Consider the following 19,150-nt stretch of genomic DNA (forward strand, 5'->3'; position numbering starts at 1 on the left):
AACACAAAATACCAACTGGCGCCGAGCCTCTGCAAACCCCACCCAAAGCCGGCGACACATTGAGATATGATTAAGTTTTCAGCACCAACTGCCTAAAAACAGCACTCCCAGCCCTTCAGGTATGCAGATTTGTGCCGCAAATCACAAAATTACCGCACTGCACAATCGTTAATTTTAGCATTTATGTCGTTTTGAAGAATGGTAGCGCCATCATTTGCCATAATGCCATGCATTTTTAGCATATCGGACATGCGAAATGATGTGATGCACAATTGGAAAGTCTTTTGTATAAACCAACTCAAGGCCGCTGAGGAACTCCTCCCAATTAAACCTCGGCAGCCTAACATACAATCCTCAGGCAGCACCTCCTCCCAAGCTGCTTGATGGTTCTAAACAGAGATTTCCTCCCAGTTCTCTGTTTACTAGCTTCGCCCGTCGTTCCTCCCATCGACGGGCGTTAGCTGTTTTAAGGGCCTATTTTCCTCAAAACTGCCTATCGTCCTCAGTAAAGCAATCACACAAAAGAAAAGCGCACCAGCCTCGCTGATACGCTCTCCAAATCATCACTGCTTTACGCACATCACTGCGCAACTCTCATCACCAGATCACCTGCCTGATGGGTTTTCCAAATCAGCGCTGGTCATATTCAGCCACTTAGTCATATGCAGAATATCCGGCGGCTTGCCATTACTCAGGCGCCAGCTGTCTACCACCCATGGAATTTCAGTCGTTGTATCCACCACAACAGCTGAAGCATGCGGATACTTACCATCAAGGAAGAAACCACGAGAGGCAGGCCGCGCCGCACGGTGGTATTTGAGCCAACCCTGAGAACCCGCATAAACCAGCAGGCTTGTCGTGTTGGTCGCCTCGTCAATGCAATCCATCTGCCCTTTAACGTTGCCATTACCCATATCCAGCCCACCAATATCATTGGATGACCCAACCACAGGCCCAACACGATTTTCTTGCCACTGCACCGCTTTGGAAATTGCAGCGCGTTCTGCCTCAGGGCTTCGATGCCCTCGCTTCAAAATCGTGCGTAATCGCTGTTTGTCTTTCTGGCTAAACGTCACAGCCGTGCGATATTCGCAGCCGAAACCATGACAGATGTACAGTGTGTCACCTTTGTTTTCGATGCCACCCATCTGAGTATACCAGGTACTTGGCTTTCTATTAATTTGACTCATGCACGCAGTTAGCCCAATTGCGCCAACTGCAATCACGAAGGCCTGAGAAATTTTCTTCAGTTTCTTATTTGAAAAATACATGTGTTTTTGTGAATCACTTTGCACAACCATGGAAGATTGATGGCCTAAATGATTGAACTGAGCAAGTTCAGAGGCTAAGCAATTCGCAAGCGATAAACACTTAGGCTTCATCAGACGCTTTGGCGCAACAGAAGCCCAGTCGATTGGATAGGAAATGACGAAGCAGCCCATACACGTGGTTGGCGGCGGCCTGGCAGGCTCCGAAGCAGCATGGCAGATCGCAGAAAAAGGCCTGAAGGTCGTTCTGCACGAAATGCGCCCAACACGTGAGACCGATGCACACAAAACAGATGGCCTTGCAGAACTGGTGTGCTCCAACTCATTCCGTTCTGACGATGCCGAAAACAATGCCGTTGGCCTGCTTCATGCTGAGCTGCGTGCCGCTGGCTCCCTGATCATGAGATGCGCAGATGCCAACAAAGTGCCTGCTGGCGGCGCACTGGCCGTGGACCGCGATGGATTTTCCCAAGCTGTACAAGCCGCGCTGGAAGGCCACGAGAACGTAGAGATCCTCCGCGAAGAAGTGACTGAAATTCCATCAGCAGAAAGCGGTCAGGTCATTCTTGCAACCGGCCCGCTCACATCTCCAGCTCTTTCCGAGCAGATCCTGCAAGCAACCGGCGAAGACTCCCTCGCCTTTTTTGATGCGATTGCACCGATCATCCACACTGAATCCATCAATATGGACAAGGCATGGTTTCAGTCTCGCTACGACAAAGTCGGCCCGGGCGGTACGGGTAAAGATTACATCAACTGCCCAATGGATAAAGAGCAATACGAAGCCTTTATCGATGCACTGATCGGTGGCGAAAAGACCTCTTTCAAGGAATGGGAAGAAAACACGCCTTACTTTGATGGCTGCCTGCCAATTGAAGTGATGGCAGAACGTGGCCGCGAAACTCTGCGCCACGGCCCAATGAAACCAATGGGCCTGACCAATGCCCATCAGCCAGACATCAAGGCCTACGCTGTGGTGCAGCTGCGTCAGGACAATGCCCTTGGCACGCTTTACAACATGGTTGGTTTTCAGACCAAACTGAAGTACGGCGCACAGGCAGAAATTCTCCGCATGATCCCGGGTCTGGAAGAAGCTCAGTTTGCCCGCCTCGGCGGCCTGCACCGCAACACCTTCCTCAATTCACCGCGTCTTCTCGATGATCAAATGCGCCTCAAAGCTCTACCACACGTGCGTTTCGCAGGTCAGATCACCGGCTGTGAAGGTTATGTGGAATCCACCGCTGTTGGATGTTTGACAGGTCTGTTTGCAGCTCATCAGGCACTTGGAACCGACATCGCACCTCCGCCAGTCACAACTGCATGCGGTGCAATCGTCAACCATATCACGGGCGGTCACATCGATCGCGAAGATGGCTCCGGCCCGCGTTCCTTCCAGCCAATGAACATCAACTTCGGCCTCCTGCCTCCTCTGGACGAAATGCCGAAGCATCCGGAAGGCAAGCGCCTGCGCGGCAAAGAAAAGACCCGCCTTAAAAAGCAGGTTATGGCCAAGCGTGGTCTGGATGACTTTAAAGCATGGGTCGCGAACGTCTAACGCGTACGCAGCATGCTATTAGAGACAGGAAAGGCCGGAAACTCCGGCCTTTTTCTATTTCCGCGAAAGTTTGGTGAGGCGACGAGATGTCCGCCACATATGCCAGACACGGCGCATATGCGGCGCCCCACCGCAAACCTGCAGCGGCTCAAAACTATCTTTGTCCGCCTCATTGAAGAACAGCTCCACCTGAAACACGGGCAAAAACGCAGGCAGCACAGACGGGTCAATCCCTTCCAGTGCACTCTCACAATCATCAAGATGCTTTTTGCTCAGCTCCACCATTTCTTCAAAAGCCGCCCAGACAGCATCATTTGAACGGTTCCCTCGCAAGGCATTGGCATCCACACCGTGTCGTTCCATCACATCTTTGGGAAGGAACTGCTGGTGCCGCGAAGCCTGCCACGCAAGCGTCTGCATCAAGCCAGAGAGCGCATACGCCACACCACCATGCCCGCTGGCATCAGAAAGCTGGCGATCAGCTGGTTTTCCGCTCAATATCATAGAGGCCAGCAAAACCACTGTAGAGCTGGTCTCCCCGCAATACCCTTCCAGATCATTGATGGTTGGCATTGGATCGGAATAAAGATCAAACCGGCGCGCAGAAATCAGGTTGAGGAACGGCTCTCTTGGCAGTTTATGATGCTCAATCGTCTCAATGATCGCCTGCGCAACCGGGTTGTGCATCACATCGCCATGATCAGTTCCACTCAGCGCATCATGCCACCATTGCAGGCGAATTTCTCCGGGCATCGGCTCATTGACCAGTTCTCGGATACGCGCAATCTCACAGGCAAAGGCGTAAAGGGCAATCAAACTCGGACGCGCAATAATCGGAGCATACAATGTGCTCAGGTAACGCTCGTAGGAGAAGCGTTTTACGAAATCATTACAGTGGTCATAGGCCTGGCTCATAGCTGGGTTCCACGCTTCTTCTTAAACGTCTTCAACTGCAATAAACACGGCTGCAACAGCGCGGTCTTCACCAAGAAGCACATTGTATGTGCGCACAGCAGCACCAGTGGACATGCTATCGACCATGATGCCCCTCTCACGAAACGGCCCCTTACGAGACTCCGGAAATGGCTTCAACTCGTCACCAGCACCAATCAACAGCACTTCAATGTCGTCAGACTCTGCAAGGATTTGCGCCAGTGCTTCATCCGTAACTTCATCAAAGCTGGTAGGCGACCAGCCATAAACGCCAGACGGCACACACATCAGCGATCCACGATGAGACATATCGGCAAATCGAAAGCCGCCATTTCCGTAGGCGTCGATTTGAACCATACTTGGATAATGCGCATCCCGCACTTCCAAAGGCTCTCCACGTTTTCCCATAGTGTCCTCCAATGGCTATTTTCGCCCAGTATACGCGCAAATTGATAGCCTCTGTTTAATTACACGCGAAAGAATGTCCAATAGAAAATGGGGCTGACCACAACTGTGGTCAGCCCCATCTAAAACACTAGCTGTTTCCGTTGGTTAAGCAGATTTTGCCGGAGATGTTTCGTCGTCTTTCTTGTCAAACACGCTGGTGCGAAGCTTCATGAGCATCAGCAGCGGAGAAGCAAGGAAGATAGAAGAATAAGTCCCGATCACGATACCGAAGATCATCGCCAGCACGAAGGACTGGATCACTTCACCGCCCAGGAAGTACAACGCAAACAGCGCGAGCAAAGTGGTCACGGATGTCATTGTTGTACGGGACAGAGTCTCGTTGATGGACTTATCAAGCAGCTCTTCCAGAGAAAGACGCTTGTAACGACGCAGGTTCTCACGAATACGGTCATAAACAACCACCGTATCGTTAAGTGAGTAACCGATAATCGTCAGCACCGCCGCAATACTGGACAGCGTAAAGTCCAGCTGCAACACCGCAAACAAGCCAACCGTCAGCAGGATATCATTGAAGGTGGTGATGATCGCGCCAACTGCGAACTGCCATTCAAAGCGGAACCAGATGTAAAACATGATCATCAGCAAGGCAGACCCGACCGCCAGCGTTCCTGCATAAGCAAGCTCACCGGAGACTCGAGGTCCAACCACTTCAGTTCTGCGGAATTCATATCCATCGGTAAAGGCACCACGGACACTCTCAACCACATCCTGCTGGGCGCTTTCACCTTCGCCCTGAGATTCAATGCGGATCAGAACTTCGGTAGGACTACCGAATTCCTGCACCTGCACATCACCCAGATCAAGACCACCAAGGGTCCGCCGAATTTCAGAAAGGTTCGCAGGACCGCTTGTGGACTGCAGCTCAATCAGTGTTCCGCCCTTAAAATCGATGCCGTAATTCAGGCCGATTGTCAGGAACAGCACAACGGAAAGAACTGCCGTAATTCCAGAAAACGGAAAACTCAACACCCGCCAATGCATAAAGCGGAAGTTGGTCTGCTCCGGAACAAGTCTAAGAAGTTTCATAGGTTCATGCTCCGAATTAGATTGGCAGTTTGGATGGACGCTTACGCTTCACCCATACAGAGATGAGGAAACGAGAGATAGTAAACGCAGAGAACACTGTGGTGAAGATACCGATCATCAGCGTTACGGCGAACCCTTTAACAGGACCGGAACCGATGAAGAACAGGATCACAGCCACAATCAGCGTTGTGATGTTTGCATCCAAAATGGTGCCAAGTGCACGCTTAAAGCCCGCATCAATCGAACCAATAGCGGAACGACCAGCACGTGCCTCTTCACGAATGCGCTCATAAATCAGCACGTTGGCATCAACCGCCATACCAATTGTCAAAACAACACCCGCAATACCCGGCAGGGTCAGCGTTGCCTGAAGTGTGGTGAGCACACCAAAGATCAGGAACACGTTGGAAGCGAGCGCAAGGTTCGCAATGATCCCAAACTGGCCATAAGCCAGCAGCATGAAGATCACCACCGCTGCCGCTGCAACGATGGAAGCAACCTTACCGCTATCAATGGAATCCTGACCAAGGCCCGGACCAACTGAACGCTCTTCAACTACATCCAGACGCGCAGGAAGCGCACCAGCACGCAGCAGAACAGCAAGATCATTCGCACCATCAACAGTGAAGCTGCCGGAAATCTGACCGGAACCACCTGTAATTGGCTGGCGGATAACCGGAGCGGTGATCACTTCGTCATCCAGCACAATCGCAAACGGACGACCAACATTTGCGCGGGTCACATCCGCAAAGACGCGGGCACCGGCAGTGTTGAAGCGGAAGTTCACAACAGGCTCGTTTGTCTGCTGGTCAAACGCAACAGAAGCATCCTGCAGCTCTTCACCCGTCAGCAACGGGTTTTCATCCAACAGGTATGGTTGCCCATCAGAACCCTCAACAACCATCGTGCCTGCTGGCGGACGGCCTTGAAGTGCCTGTGACGCGCTCATTTCCTGACTAACAAGATGGAACGTTAGCTGCGCAGTTGCACCAATGATATCCTTCAGACGCTGAGGGTTGGATTCACCCGGCGCTTCAACAAGGATACGGTCAGTGCCCTGACGCTGAATGGAAGGCTCAGTCGTGCCGAGTTCATCAACACGGCGACGGATAACCTCAATGGACTGCCTCACAACGGAAGCGAGGCGCATGTCCAGACCTTCCTCGGAGAAAGCCATGCGGAACAGGCCATCACCTTGAGGTTCAAGAACAAATTCGTTAACCGCTGCACCGCCAAAAACGCCGGAGTTAAGCGGGTTTACCAGTTCTGCAAGGCGCTGTTCAGCCTCATCGAAGCGTGCATTATCACGAATGCGAACCTGAACACCGTCTCCCTGAATACCCAGACCGGTGTAGCCGATACGTGGGTTCTCGCGCAGGGCCCGGCGGATATTTCCAACCAGCTGACGGAACTGTTTTTCTTTGTAATCTTCCTTATCAACCTCATAGAGCAGATAAGCACCGCCCTGAAGGTCAAGACCGAGAACAATCTGGCGCTTAGGCATAAAATCCGGCCAGGATTGAACGGTACTTGCCGGGAAGAAGTTCGGCAATGTTGTAAAGATACCGCCCAGCACCACGACGATAATCAGGGCGATTTTCCAACGCGCGAAATGAAGCATGAGTATATGCCCGGTCCTAGAATAGGCAGACCGCTCTCACTGCGGCGATTGCCGAAACAGGAAAGCGGTCTGAAACTACAGGTATCAAGGCGCGATTATTCGCCGTCCTTAACAGGTTCACCTTTGGAGCGAACTTCCTGGATCATGGCACGAGCAATACGCACACGCGTACCTTCAGCAATGTCCACCTGCAGTTCAGCATCATCAACGATCTTAGCAACTTTACCAATCAGACCACCAGAGGTCACAACGGTGTCGCCGCGACGCAGATTGCTCACCATTTCCTGATGAGACTTCATTTTCTGGCGCTGAGGGCGAATGATCAGGAACCACATGATCACGAAGATCAGGACGAACGGCACAATAGACATTACAACGTCTGGCACGCCGCCTGCGGCCTGTGCATAGGCAGGGGTAATAAACATTAGTTTCTCCTTACCACAAATTCCCGAGGAACCTGGTGGCGTTCATTAAACAATTGGCGAGGTAAACCCCTCCAAAATTGACCTTGGCCCGAAAGAACAAGGATTTTGCGCTGGACTATACAGTCCACTCCAACCTTTTCAAGGCATTGACATGCTAACTGGGACTTTCCCCAAGAGTATTGGACATGATACAGCTGTAAATAGGGATACTTGGCCGCAGATCAAATAGCAGAACCGCCGCTGAGAAAATTTTTCACCTAGTGCATTATGCGTAAAGCCTATGCCAGCGCACCTGAGTTAATCACGTAGATACACATGACCACTAAAGAAAATACCTCTGAAGTCGCCCTTCTTACATCCAAGCTGGACGAGATTGTCGCCCTGTTGGCCTGCTCCCTTCCAAAGCCTCCGGTTACTGTCAATTTCGACGAAGCCGATGCCTTTGTATTCCACCCTTCCCCGTTTGAGCTTGCACCTGTACCCAAAGTCAATCGGGTTGATATTAGCCTGCTCAAAGGCGTCGATCACTCCAAGAAAATGCTGATGGAGAACACAAATAGGTTCGCAGAAGGTTTTCCGGCCAATAACGTGCTGTTGTGGGGCGCCAGAGGCATGGGCAAGTCATCTTTGGTGAAATCTGCTCATGCTGCGATCAACGCAGCACACGCAAACTCCGAAGGCGTCCGCAAACTTGTTCTCATTGAGATTCACCGCGAGGACATCGAAGCCCTCCCCGCGCTGATGAACGAGCTGCGCGGCAAGCCATACAACTTCATCATCTTTTGCGACGACCTCTCCTTTGATGGCGACGACACCAGCTACAAGAGCCTGAAAGCAGCTCTGGACGGCGGCATTGAAGGTCGACCAGCAAATGTCCTGTTTTACGCCACATCCAACCGCAGACACCTTTTGCCGCGCGATATGATGGAGAACGAGCGGTCAACCGCGATCCATGCAAGCGAAGCGGTGGAAGAGAAGGTTTCACTTTCTGATCGATTCGGCCTTTGGATCGGCTTCCACAAATGCTCTCAGGATGAGTATCTGGATATGATCTACGGCTACACAGAGCATTTTGGCTTAAAGGTCGAGCAGGAGCAGCTCCGCGCACAGGCGCTGGAATGGTCCACCACACGCGGCGCCCGCTCTGGCCGTGTCGCATGGCAGTTTATTCAGGATTTGGCAGGCCGCCTCAGCCAAACGCTGTCCTGACAAGCAAAAGCGCTCATAAAAAAGCACGCCGCGTGAAGGTCACCAACGCGGCGTGCTCTACCTATGAAAAGAGTTCCAAGAAGAACCCTCCCCCTTTTTATTAGGAACGCGGTAGATGGTTCATAGGATCTACCGGCTTGTTATCCTTACGCAGCTCAAAATGCAGCTGAGGCTGTGTCACAGACCCGGTCGCGCCAGCCATGGCAATTGTCTGACCACGGCGTACGGCATCACCACGGCGCACCTTCAGCTCTTTGTTGTGTGCATAAGCTGAAACCCAGCCATTATCATGGCGGATCAGCACCAGATTTCCAAAGCCTTTCAGCTCGTTACCGGCGTAAACGATGGTTCCGTCTTCCGCAGCTTTAATGTCTGTCCCTGATGGAACCGCCAGATTAATGCCGTCGTTTTTAGACCCACCCGGCTTCACGCCAAAGTCAGAGATAATCCGCCCACGCACCGGCCAGCGGAACGTCGCTTCATCTGCCACAGCAACCTTAGGAGCCTTCGCTGTCGCAACTGGCTGCACAGGCGCTGGCTTGGAAACTTCTGTCGGCTGCAAACGGACAACATCCGTCTCAGCTTCAGAGATAACCGGAACAATCGGTTTTTGCGGCTTCTGAACACTTGCGGTGTGAACTGGGGTCGGCGCAAGAGAATTGGCAAGCGTGCGCTGTGTCGCAACCGGAGCGGTCACGCGTTGCGGGTTCAACCCTGCCAAAGCGATTCTCTTCGGCTTCGGCACGGCTTGTGTCGCTGTAACACTGGCAACCGATGCCGGACGCTGTGCAACAGAAGCCCTGGGTTTACTCTTTGGCACAGCTGAAACGCGCAGAGGAGCAACGCTGCGCGCTGCCTGCCCCGTAACAGGCACACCGTAAGATGGCTGCGCAGTCGCAGACTGAGGAGCGACAATCGGTGTCAAAGACTGACTGCGATAGGTCGTTGGCTGTTGCTGTGCACGATAGACCTGAGAAGGTGCAGACTGCTGAATTGGCTGAAGCGAAGACGCAGGCACAGCTGCTGCTGGTGCTCGCCTTTGCACCGGATAAGCTGCTGGAGGCGCATCACTGTAAACAGGACGCGATCGTTCTCCCACATTGCCCGGAGGAAGCAACGCAGCCGCAATCTTGGTCGCAAACACATCACGAGACTGCCTGGAAGCAGAGCCATTGGCATTCAAAGGCGCAACATACTGCGAAGGAATGGAGGCTGTCGTCTGAGGTTGCTGGCTATTGGACGGCAACACACGAGCGCTGGCTTTCGGCAAGCGGTTCGGTTTACGAACCATCTTCACCGGAATAACAACGGAATCACCTGGCTGCAGCGCAGAACTCACAGTCACGCGATTGGCATGAAGAATTTCGTTCGCCGGCACACGGTATTGCCAGGCAAGACTATCAACATTCTCGTTGGCTTTCAGCGTGACAACGCGGCCACCAACAGCTGTCCACCCAAGCGTGCCATCATTCGGCGCTTTGGCAAGTGCTGCAGGAACCCGGGCGCTCGCGCGCGTGCGCTGGCTCACCGCAATAGGCTGTTTAGAAAATGTTGGCTGCCATGTCTGCTGCGGATACCCGCGCGATTGCGCAGATCCGGTCACAATAGGAGCATTGCTTGATGTTGGCGCAGGCAACAAGACACCGCGCTGAACAACAGATTTTGTGCTTGATGATGGAAGTCCGGGCGTCACCACAACGGCAGTTCGAGCCGGAGACGTTGGTTCATCAACATATTCAGACTTGCCAAACCGGTCCACATTGCCACTACAACCAGCAAGACCTGCTGACAGCAAAAACAAGGCTACACCGCGCCGCAATCTGGCTTTCTCACGGGAATGAAACTGCATATCCGCCCTACCCAATACAAATAAAAGGCTAACTGGCGTAAGTTTACTGACAACAGAGTTGATAAAGACTTAATTAAAGCCTCATTCCCCTACAGTTTCGCAGCTATTCCCGGTGTGAGAGAAAGATAGCGGAAACCACCAAGGTCAGTCTCATCAAGACCGCGGCCACCTTTGTCATACTGAATTAGGCGGCAAATACCGCTTTCATGCTTGATTGGCGCCAACAAACGCCCCCCGGGCGCAAGGCGGTCGAACAAGAAGCCCGGCACACGGTCCAATGCACCATTTAAAATAATGCGATCAAACGGGCCGCCATCATCCTCTTCATCAACAGGCGCCACAAGACCATCTGCATGAATCACATCGACATTGTTGATCTTGCAAGACCGAAGTCGCTCACGCGCCAGATCAGCCAGCGTCCGGTAGCGCTCCAGCGAGACGATGCGATCACAGATTTTAGAAAGAACCGCGCACTGATACCCGGACCCACTACCAATCTCCAGAAGGGAATGATCCGGCTTCATTTGCAGAAAATCAGCAACCTTCCCAATCAAGGATGGCTGTGTACTCATCTGCCCGCAATCAATTGGAAATGCACGGTCTTCGAAGGCCAGAAATTGCTGGCTGGCTGACAGAAATATTCTACGAGGGATAGCTTCAAGCGCGCCCAGAACCTCAAGGTTCCGCACGCCCTCAGATCGCAGCTTCATCACCCATGCCGCTTGCTTGGCAAGGTTCTCATCAAAGCGACCTTCTTCATCAGCAAACAGACTGTCTTCCATTTTAAAACACTCCGTCTATCTGCAGTGCAAAACCCGCTGGCGGGCCAGCAAGCTCAAAAGAGCGCGCCTTCAAAGGCCACTACCGCCCTTTGAAGGAAACGCACATATAACCTAAGAACCTGACGTGAACCCGAAGGACCTCATCAGCTTCACATCAAATCAGGACTTTTCGAGTGTCTTTTCCAACTGCCCCATCAACTCATCAGCTGTCAGGTTCAGATGCAGAGGCGTGACCGAAATATAGCCCTCTTTCAAAGCATTGATGTCAGTCCCTTCACACGCACTTGGCACACGATTTTGGAAAGCAAGCCAGTGATATGGATTACCGCGGCCATCCTTGCGGCTTTCAATGTAGAGCGAACCCGCATCGCGCTTACCCTGACGCACAACCTTAACACCTTTAACCATGTCAGGCGCGTCTTTCGGGAAGTTCACGTTCAGCAGCGTGTCAGATGGCAGATTGAATTCCAGCAGGCTGCGGATCACACCAACGGCATGCGCTTCAGCCGTGTCGTAGCTCGGGCCGAACTCAGACCCAAAAGCATAGGCCTGAGACAGCGCAATGGAACGAACGCCCATCAAAGTGCCTTCCATAGCCGCAGCAATGGTGCCGGAATAGGTCACATCATCTGCAATGTTCGCACCCCGATTGATACCGGAAAGAACCAGATCAGGAGGTGTATCCATGATGGAACGAACCGCCATGATCACACAGTCAGTTGGAGTGCCGCGAACCGCGAAGTGACGGCTGTCAATTTCACGAACGCGTAACGGATCATTCAAAGACAGGGAGTGCGCCACACCGCTCTGGTCGGTTTCTGGTGCAACAACCCAAACATCATCTGAAATCTGCCGCGCAATGCGCTCCAAAACCTCAAGACCCTCAGCGTGGATCCCGTCATCGTTGGTTAGTAAGATACGCATATCGCAGCAATTCCTCATATAAGTCGCGCAGTGCAGCAGAAGAACGCTACCGCCCTTCTGCTGAAAATACGCTTACATCAATTGTTAAGCGCCAATGACTTCAAGGCCATTCATGTACGGGCGAAGAACCTCAGGAACCGTAATTGTTCCGTCTGCATTCTGATAGTTTTCCATCACCGCAATCAGGCAGCGCCCAACAGCAAGGCCAGAGCCGTTCAGAGTATGAACGAACTTCAGAGCCTTCTCGCCTTCCACGCGGTAGCGTGCATTCATGCGGCGGCCCTGGAAGTCACCACAAACAGAACAGGAAGAGATCTCGCGGTAAGCATCCTGACCTGGCAGCCAAACTTCAATATCGTAGGTTTTACGAGCACCAAAGCCCATATCACCAACACACAGTGTGACAACACGGTAGTGCAAGCCAAGCAGCTTCAGAACCTTTTCAGCAGACTCACGCATCCGCTCCAGCTCTTCCAGAGAGCTGTTCTCATCCGTAATAGAAACAAGTTCACACTTCTGGAACTGATGCTGACGCAGCATGCCAGCCGTATCACGACCAGCAGACCCGGCCTCAGACCGGAAGCAATAGGTCAGAGCAGTCATACGCAGTGGCAGGTCTGCCTCAGCAAGCGTCTCACCAGCAACCACATTCGTCAGCGGAACTTCTGCTGTTGGAATAAGCCAGTGATCATTTGTCGTACGGAACAGGTCTTCAGCAAACTTCGGCAGTTGGCTGGTGCCATAAAGTGCATTGTCGCGCACCAACAGTGGTGGAGAAACTTCGGTGTAGCCGTTTTCCTGCGTGTGCAGATCAATCATGAATTGACCAATCGCACGCTCCAGACGCGCAATCTGACCTTTCAGCAATACAAAACGGGAGCCAGACATTTTAGCAGCGGTTTCAAAGTCCATGCCGCCAAGTTGCTCACCCAGCTCGTAATGTTCTTTCTGCTCAAAGTTGTTACGCGGCTTTTCGCCATGCGTGTGCAGCAAAACGTTGTCAGCCTCATCCGCGCCAAGCGGAACATCCTCATGAGGAATATTGGGGATAACAGCCAAAGCATCCTCAAGCGCAGCGTTCAGCTTGCGCTGTTCCTCTTCGCCGTTCTGGATAAAGCTTTTAATTTCGGCAACTTCAGCCTTCAGGGCCTCTGCTTTTTCCTTGTCGCCCTGGCCCATGGCCATGCCGATTTCTTTGGATGCGGAGTTACGGCGCTGCTGCGCCTCCTGAAGCTTGGTGGTGTGGGAACGGCGCGCATCGTCCAGTTCAACGAGCAGTGCAGCGCGTGGCTCTTGGCCGCGTTTAGCGAGAGCTGTATCAAAGCTCTCCTGATTTTCACGAATCCACTTGATATCAAGCATAACTTAGTAACCCCGGCAGGTTTGCCTTCAAATAACCCGCCGGGAAACTCGTAAATCAGGGTGGAAGTGAGACTAGGCCTCTTCTTCCGCTTCCTTCTCTTTACGTTTCTTCTCGACGAGCCTTACACAATAGATGGAGACTTCGTAGAGAAGCAGAGTAGGAAGTGCAAGACCGATCTGCGAAATCGGATCAGGAGGTGTTAAAATTGCCGCAGCTGCAAACGCAGCAACCACAGCATATTTCCGCTTACCCTTCAAAGACTCAGAGGTCACAAGACCCGCGCGTCCCATAAGCGTCAAAACAACCGGAAGCTGAAAAACCAGACCGAACGCGAAGATCAGAACCATCACAAAGCTCAGGTACTCACTCACACGCGGAAGCATCTCAATGGACGCTTGCCCGTCCATGCCCATCTGCTGCATGGCCAGGAAGAAGCCCATCGCCATTGGCAGCACAAGGTAATAAACCAGCGACCCGCCAATCACGAACAAAATAGGTGTCGCGACCAGATACGGAATAAAGGCACTGCGCTCGTGCTTATAAAGCCCGGGCGCCATAAACATGTAGATCTGACTAGCAAGAACCGGGAAGGCAATAAACAGCGCTCCAAACAAAGCCAGCTTCATCTGGGTGAAGAACCATTCGTGCGGTGCGGTGTAGATCAGCTTGACTTCAATGCTTTCCCCGGCCGCTGCCGAAAACGGCTCAATCAGGAAGTTGAAGATGTCATTTGAGAAGTAAAAGCAAACCGCAAAGGCAATAGCGATCGCAATCACCGACTTCATCAGGCGGGAACGCAATTCGATCAGGTGCTCAATCAGTGGCGCACGCGAATCTTCAATTTCGTTATCACTCATAAAATAGCCGCCCTAGCTTTCATCTTTGCTGGAAGGAGTGCTTGCGGCACTTTCTTTTGCTTTTTGCGTGGAAGCCAGCTCAGCTGAAGAAACAACTTTCTGCGTCGGAACCTCTGCTTTCACAGGCGCAGCTTCTGGCGCACTGTCCGGCTTGCTCTCCGAAGAGCCCTCACCGTTCAGCGAGCTTTTCACATCGCTCTCCGCAGTTTTCATGCTGTCCTGAAGCTTTTTCTTCTCGTCCGCCAATGTCTTTTTCAAGTCATCAAGTGGATTGAAGTTTTGTGCGGCATCAGCCTGCTTCCGCATTTCATCAATGCCGGTCTGCTTCTCCGCTTCTTTGACAGCGTCATTCAAACTAGACTGAAACTCGCCAGCCATACGCCGCACACTGCCGATTGTGCGCCCGATTGTGCGCAACATGCCCGGCAGTTCTTTGGGGCCAACCACCAAAATGGCAACCACAGCAACAAGCAGCAGCTCTGTCCATGCGATATCGAACATAAAGAAGCCGTTTCGTTAGTGTCTCAATGACAGCCCGTTGCCAGGCTCTCATCATAGACATGTCGTGCCGCAAACGGCACATTCACTAGGGAAAGGCGTAGATCACAAACTCTAAGCCAGAAAACGCCGACTTTCCCTAGGTAATTTACACAGACTACCTTAAAGGAGACTTAGTCCTTTTTCGCGGTGTCTTCAGTTTTTTCCTGCGCATTCACGGTGTCACCCGGCGCATGGTCGATCACTTTAGGATCTTCTTCTTTTTCTTTTGCTTCCGCAGCATCATCATTCAGCCCCTTTTTGAAGCTGTTGATGCCCTTTGCAACATCGCCCATCAGCTCGGAAATCTTTCCGCGACCAAACAGCAGAACTACGACAACCGCGATGATGACAATTTGCCAAATACCAATTGAGCCCATCAACCAAACTCCTTAAGAACCCTGAACTGTGTTTTGAGAGACACTACATCCCCCAGATACTAATAGGTAGTATCCAGAAGAATTACCCACTATGATTTACTGACGTCTCTCGCCCAAAAACCAAAACATTCTCTGCATTTATACACAAGTCTATGACATTTTCTGGGTAGAATTGTAATACATCCCTCGTACGAATACGTAGAAGACGCTCAATTCCATCAACTTGTACGTCCAGAAGATCTGTCTCACCTGCCATTGCGCGAGAAATTACTCTGCCTTTGAACTGTCCCTCACCATGGCATACCTTTAAGTGATGCGGTCTTACACATAAGGTCGCATGAGCCCCTTCTTCAAGGCCATTAGAGGAAAAATTCCCGATAGGCGTGACCACACGGCCACCAACAACTTTTCCGGGTATCTCATTGAGATCGGAAAAGAATTTAGCGGCAAACAAACTATTCGGGCGGAAGTAGATATCCTCTGGCGTCGCCAGCTGTACCACCTCCCCATTACGCATCAGCGCAATCCGGTCACCCACGCGCAAGGCTTCTTCAGGATCATGGGTCACCACAACCGCTGTCGCGCCTTGCATTTTGATCATATCCAGCGTCTGCGTGCGCACATCATCACGCAAGCGGCTGTCCAGTCCTGAAAATGGCTCATCCATCAACAGTGTATGAGGCCGCGGTGCCATTGCACGCGCCAGCGCAGCACGTTGCTGCTCACCTCCAGACAATCCATGCGGATAATCATCCAGATACTGACCAAGACCAACCATGTGCAGCGCATCACGCGCACGGCGCTCGGCCACTTCAGAAGAAAGGTCGGAAAGACCAAACTTCACATTCTCAAGAATCGTTAGATGCGGAAACAGCGCATAGTCCTGGAACATAAGCCCCACACCGCGCTTTTCCGGCGGCAGAAAAGTCCGCTCATCGGCAACCACAGAACCATTGATCCGGACGCTTCCCTGCTGCTGACGCACAACACCAGCTGCAATACGCAGCACCGTTGTCTTTCCGCAACCAGAATGCCCTAGCAAACACAGCACTTCACCGCTTTTCAATGAAAGCGAAACACCGCGAACCGCAGGTAAGTCCCCATAATGATGGTAGATATTGTCAAACACCAGCCGTTCTGATGCTGCAACCTTCCCTGGCTCCATTCGTCCCTCATAAAACTTGCAAGGCGGCGAACACAACATCGCGCCCCTTGCATGTGTTTATTTTTCTCCGGCGTCTTCTTCAAGTGCGCCAGTTGCAAACATTTCACTTTCTTCCAGAGGATCTTCATCTTCTGTCAGATCAATACTGTCATCCGGTGCTGGCACATGGAAGCTGGCAGGGATCGCACTATCAAGCAGCCCTGCCCCTTTCAGCTCTTCCAGTCCCGGCAAATCCTTAATGTTCTCAAGACCAAAATGATCAAGAAAATCAAAGCTCGTTCCATAAGTTACAGGACGCCCTGGTGTTCTGCGTCGACCACGCATGCGCACCCAACCCGTTTCCAGCAGCACATCAAGCGTGCCCTTAGATGTAGAAACACCGCGAATATCTTCAATCTCCGCGCGGGTCACAGGTTGGTGAAAGGCGATAATAGCTAATGTTTCCAGCGCAGCTCGCGACAAACGCCGTTGCTCCACCGCTTCCCGGTGCAAAATAAACGACAGATCTTCAGCAGTACGGAACGACCACCGGTCCTCGGCAGACCGCAGCTGCACGCCACGCTTGCGATAATGAGCACGTAAGCGATTGAGTGCGCCGCGAATATCCCGATCACCGGGAATACGCTTTGTCAGCTCGGTAAAACTGAGAGGCTCCGCACTGGCAAAGATCAAAGCTTCAACCATGCGCTCCGTTTCTAAAAGCTCCCCGGCATCCGCAACTTCAATCGCCTCATCTTGTGAGACTGTGTCGAGCAGGTCTGGCGTTTTACTCATGACAACTCAACCTCTTTTTCCTGAAGCTCTTCAGCAGGCTCACCCGCACCAATCTCTTCCGGCGTCCGCTGTGAGGCACGCACATAGATCGTCTCGAACGGCCCGGACTGCTGAATATCGATCACGCCTTCACGCACCAGCTCCAGACTGGCCGAAAATGCAGAAGCCATAGCCGTCGCCCGCTCCTGCGGATCTTCCAGATAAGCCGTCAAAAACCGCTCAATCGGCGTCCATACTGCGACCTGCCCCACAAGACGGGTCAGAATATCGCGCGCATCCTGAAGCGACCAAACCTCACGCCGTTTCACATGCACGGACGTCACCGAGTGGCGCTGGCGCTGAGAGGCATACGCCATCAGCAAATCATAAAGCGTGGCAGTCCAGACACTGCGCCGTTCCACCGACACCGTTTCAGGAGCACCACGCGCAAACAAGTCCCGTCCAAGACGCGACCGGTTCATCAGCTTTGCAGAAGCATCCCGCATGGCTTCTAATCGTTGCAGACGAAACGCCAGCGCCGCTGCCAGCTCTTCACCCGTTGGCTCGTCGCTGTCTTTTTGCTGCGGAATAAGCAAACGGGATTTCAGATAAGCCAACCACGCCGCCATCACCAGATAGTCTGCAGCCAGCTCCAACCGCAAACGGCGCGCTTCCTTTACAAACTCAAGATACTGCTCTGTCAGCGCCAGAATGGAGATCTTGGTGATATCAACCTTCTGGCTGCGGGCCAGTGTGAGCAAAACATCAAGCGGGCCTTCAAACCCGTCCACATCCACAAGCAGGTTCGGGTCGCCAGTCGCGGGCTGCTCCACAGCCGCCGCGCCTGCCAACGCTTCCTCTATCTGCTCTGTGGCCTCAACGTCGCTCAAGCATCAATCCCTTTAAAGCGTATCCCCGAAGAGCATGTCCTGCACTCCGGTAAGAAGACACCTTCTCAAACTTTCGCACACAACTCATCAAACTCCGCGCGCAGTGCCGTTTCATCCCCATCAAACACTTGGGTATTTCGCTGCATAGCCGCCTCAACGCGCTCAGCGCGCTTGCCATCTATCTCCGGCACAGCCGAAGCAACCGTCTTCATCTCATCCAGCTCGCCATTGCAATGCAGAACAAGATCACACCCCGCCGCAACAATTTTCTCAACCCGGCTCTTCAGATCACCGCCAAGCGCTTTCATGGAGATGTCATCACTGATCAGGACGCCATCAAAACCAATCGCTTCCCGGATAACCTTCTGAATAGCATAGGAAGATTGCGTAACAGGATGATCTCCATCAATCTCTTTAAAGACGATGTGAGCGGTCATCCCCATCGGGCAATCCCACAAGGATTTGAACGGCAAAAGGTCCCGCGCTTCAAGCTCCTCAAGAGGGCTTGTCACTTCAGGCAAGGAAAGATGACTATCAACCAGCGCTCGGCCATGGCCCGGCATATGCTTCATAACCGGCATCACACCAGCAGCAAGACAGCCATCCATCGCAGCGCGGCCCAGATCACTCACAAGCGCCGCATCAGATCCGTAGGCCCGCAGACCAATAATGTTACTCGCACCTTCAATGGGCATATCAAGACACGGAATACAGTTGGCGTTCAACCCAAGATCACGCAGATCCAGCCCAATCAGCAAGGCATGCAAATAAGCAGCTCGTTTCGCCGCCTCAACGTCCTGCGCATAAAGCCGCCCGATGATCCCTGCCGCTGGATAGACTGGCACATGTGGCGCACCAAAGCGCTGCACACGCCCGCCTTCCTGATCAATGAAAACAGGCGCATCCGCACGGCCAACAGCCTCACGAAAATCAGCGCAAAGTCGGCGGATCTGCTCCGGCGTTTCCATGTTTCTAGCAAAAAGGATCAGACCAAACGGCTGCTGGTCGCGAAAAAAGGCTTTGTCCTCAGCGCTGAGCTCAGGTCCAAGGCATCCGGAAATGAACGATTTTAAAAACATGAGTAAAGCTGGTAGCTTGACGCTGTTACGGCGTCAAGCTCCAAAGCGTAGTCCCTGAAAAGGGAA

General features: G+C 52.5%; 19 protein-coding genes. 2 read left to right on the plus strand and 17 right to left on the minus strand.

Going from position 1 to position 19,150, the window contains the following annotated elements:
• Nucleotides 1-605: 605 nt before the first annotated feature.
• The gene (locus PsW64_RS13970) at nucleotides 606-1,190 is read right to left on the minus strand and encodes a hypothetical protein (protein WP_208980783.1); all 585 of its coding nucleotides are present in this window, start codon (nucleotides 1,188-1,190) and stop codon (nucleotides 606-608) included.
• Between the two features lie 235 nt (nucleotides 1,191-1,425).
• Here PsW64_RS13970 and trmFO point away from each other — a divergent pair, with 235 nt between their 5' ends.
• Nucleotides 1,426-2,823: a methylenetetrahydrofolate--tRNA-(uracil(54)-C(5))-methyltransferase (FADH(2)-oxidizing) TrmFO gene (gene trmFO, locus PsW64_RS13975; RefSeq protein WP_082831116.1), complete on the plus strand. Its 1,398-nt coding sequence runs from the start codon at nucleotides 1,426-1,428 to the stop codon at nucleotides 2,821-2,823.
• 54 nt (nucleotides 2,824-2,877) lie between these two features.
• Here trmFO and PsW64_RS13980 read toward each other — a convergent pair whose 3' ends face one another.
• The 5 genes from PsW64_RS13980 to yajC all read right to left on the minus strand — a co-directional run bounded on the left by PsW64_RS13980 (nucleotide 2,878) and on the right by yajC (nucleotide 7,296).
• Complete coding sequence (locus PsW64_RS13980) at nucleotides 2,878-3,738, minus strand: phytoene/squalene synthase family protein (RefSeq protein WP_063290844.1); 861 nt, start codon at nucleotides 3,736-3,738, stop codon at nucleotides 2,878-2,880.
• A 21-nt stretch (nucleotides 3,739-3,759) separates the two neighbouring features.
• A complete protein-coding gene (locus tag PsW64_RS13985) occupies nucleotides 3,760-4,164 on the minus strand; it encodes an Mth938-like domain-containing protein (protein WP_063290845.1) in 405 nt (134 codons plus the stop codon).
• Between the two features lie 144 nt (nucleotides 4,165-4,308).
• On the minus strand, nucleotides 4,309-5,250 hold the full coding sequence (gene secF / locus PsW64_RS28220; RefSeq protein WP_063300595.1) for a protein translocase subunit SecF: 942 nt from the start codon (nucleotides 5,248-5,250) through the stop codon (nucleotides 4,309-4,311).
• Between the two features lie 16 nt (nucleotides 5,251-5,266).
• Complete coding sequence (gene secD, locus PsW64_RS28225) at nucleotides 5,267-6,871, minus strand: protein translocase subunit SecD (RefSeq protein WP_057466259.1); 1,605 nt, start codon at nucleotides 6,869-6,871, stop codon at nucleotides 5,267-5,269.
• 95 nt (nucleotides 6,872-6,966) lie between these two features.
• Nucleotides 6,967-7,296: a preprotein translocase subunit YajC gene (gene yajC, locus PsW64_RS14000; protein ID WP_057466258.1), complete on the minus strand. Its 330-nt coding sequence runs from the start codon at nucleotides 7,294-7,296 to the stop codon at nucleotides 6,967-6,969.
• A 315-nt stretch (nucleotides 7,297-7,611) separates the two neighbouring features.
• Between yajC and PsW64_RS14005 the strand changes: the two genes are divergently transcribed.
• On the plus strand, nucleotides 7,612-8,505 hold the full coding sequence (locus PsW64_RS14005) for an ATP-binding protein (RefSeq protein ID WP_063304010.1): 894 nt from the start codon (nucleotides 7,612-7,614) through the stop codon (nucleotides 8,503-8,505).
• Between the two features lie 100 nt (nucleotides 8,506-8,605).
• Here PsW64_RS14005 and PsW64_RS14010 read toward each other — a convergent pair whose 3' ends face one another.
• The 11 genes from PsW64_RS14010 to nagZ all read right to left on the minus strand — a co-directional run bounded on the left by PsW64_RS14010 (nucleotide 8,606) and on the right by nagZ (nucleotide 19,084).
• Complete coding sequence (locus tag PsW64_RS14010) at nucleotides 8,606-10,354, minus strand: M23 family metallopeptidase (protein WP_063304011.1); 1,749 nt, start codon at nucleotides 10,352-10,354, stop codon at nucleotides 8,606-8,608.
• 89 nt (nucleotides 10,355-10,443) lie between these two features.
• On the minus strand, nucleotides 10,444-11,136 hold the full coding sequence (locus tag PsW64_RS14015) for a protein-L-isoaspartate O-methyltransferase family protein (RefSeq protein ID WP_063304012.1): 693 nt from the start codon (nucleotides 11,134-11,136) through the stop codon (nucleotides 10,444-10,446).
• 159 nt (nucleotides 11,137-11,295) lie between these two features.
• A complete protein-coding gene (gene surE, locus PsW64_RS14020; protein WP_063288813.1) occupies nucleotides 11,296-12,060 on the minus strand; it encodes a 5'/3'-nucleotidase SurE in 765 nt (254 codons plus the stop codon).
• Between the two features lie 84 nt (nucleotides 12,061-12,144).
• On the minus strand, nucleotides 12,145-13,422 hold the full coding sequence (gene serS / locus PsW64_RS14025) for a serine--tRNA ligase (RefSeq protein WP_063296953.1): 1,278 nt from the start codon (nucleotides 13,420-13,422) through the stop codon (nucleotides 12,145-12,147).
• 72 nt (nucleotides 13,423-13,494) lie between these two features.
• Nucleotides 13,495-14,280, minus strand: coding sequence for a twin-arginine translocase subunit TatC (gene tatC, locus PsW64_RS14030; RefSeq protein WP_057466252.1), 786 nt, complete (start codon nucleotides 14,278-14,280; stop codon nucleotides 13,495-13,497).
• A 12-nt stretch (nucleotides 14,281-14,292) separates the two neighbouring features.
• Nucleotides 14,293-14,781 carry a Sec-independent protein translocase protein TatB gene (gene tatB, locus PsW64_RS14035; protein WP_057466251.1) on the minus strand — a complete coding sequence of 163 codons (489 nt, stop codon included), beginning with the start codon at nucleotides 14,779-14,781 and terminating at the stop codon, nucleotides 14,293-14,295.
• 170 nt (nucleotides 14,782-14,951) lie between these two features.
• Nucleotides 14,952-15,197, minus strand: a complete 246-nt coding sequence (locus tag PsW64_RS14040; protein ID WP_057466250.1) for a twin-arginine translocase TatA/TatE family subunit — start codon at nucleotides 15,195-15,197, stop codon at nucleotides 14,952-14,954.
• Between the two features lie 82 nt (nucleotides 15,198-15,279).
• Nucleotides 15,280-16,362, minus strand: coding sequence for an ABC transporter ATP-binding protein (locus tag PsW64_RS14045; protein ID WP_057466249.1), 1,083 nt, complete (start codon nucleotides 16,360-16,362; stop codon nucleotides 15,280-15,282).
• 57 nt (nucleotides 16,363-16,419) lie between these two features.
• Entirely contained in the window at nucleotides 16,420-17,136 is a 717-nt protein-coding gene (gene scpB / locus PsW64_RS14050; RefSeq protein ID WP_057466248.1) for an SMC-Scp complex subunit ScpB, read from the minus strand.
• On the minus strand, nucleotides 17,133-18,005 hold the full coding sequence (locus PsW64_RS14055; RefSeq protein ID WP_063304013.1) for a segregation and condensation protein A: 873 nt from the start codon (nucleotides 18,003-18,005) through the stop codon (nucleotides 17,133-17,135). The genes scpB and PsW64_RS14055 overlap by 4 nt, the downstream gene beginning before the upstream one ends.
• Nucleotides 18,006-18,070: 65 nt before the next feature.
• Nucleotides 18,071-19,084, minus strand: coding sequence for a beta-N-acetylhexosaminidase (gene nagZ, locus PsW64_RS14060; protein WP_063304014.1), 1,014 nt, complete (start codon nucleotides 19,082-19,084; stop codon nucleotides 18,071-18,073).
• Nucleotides 19,085-19,150: the final 66 nt, after the last annotated feature.

This window comes from Pseudovibrio sp. W64 (genome assembly GCF_001623145.1).
GTDB lineage: Bacteria > Pseudomonadota > Alphaproteobacteria > Rhizobiales > Stappiaceae > Pseudovibrio.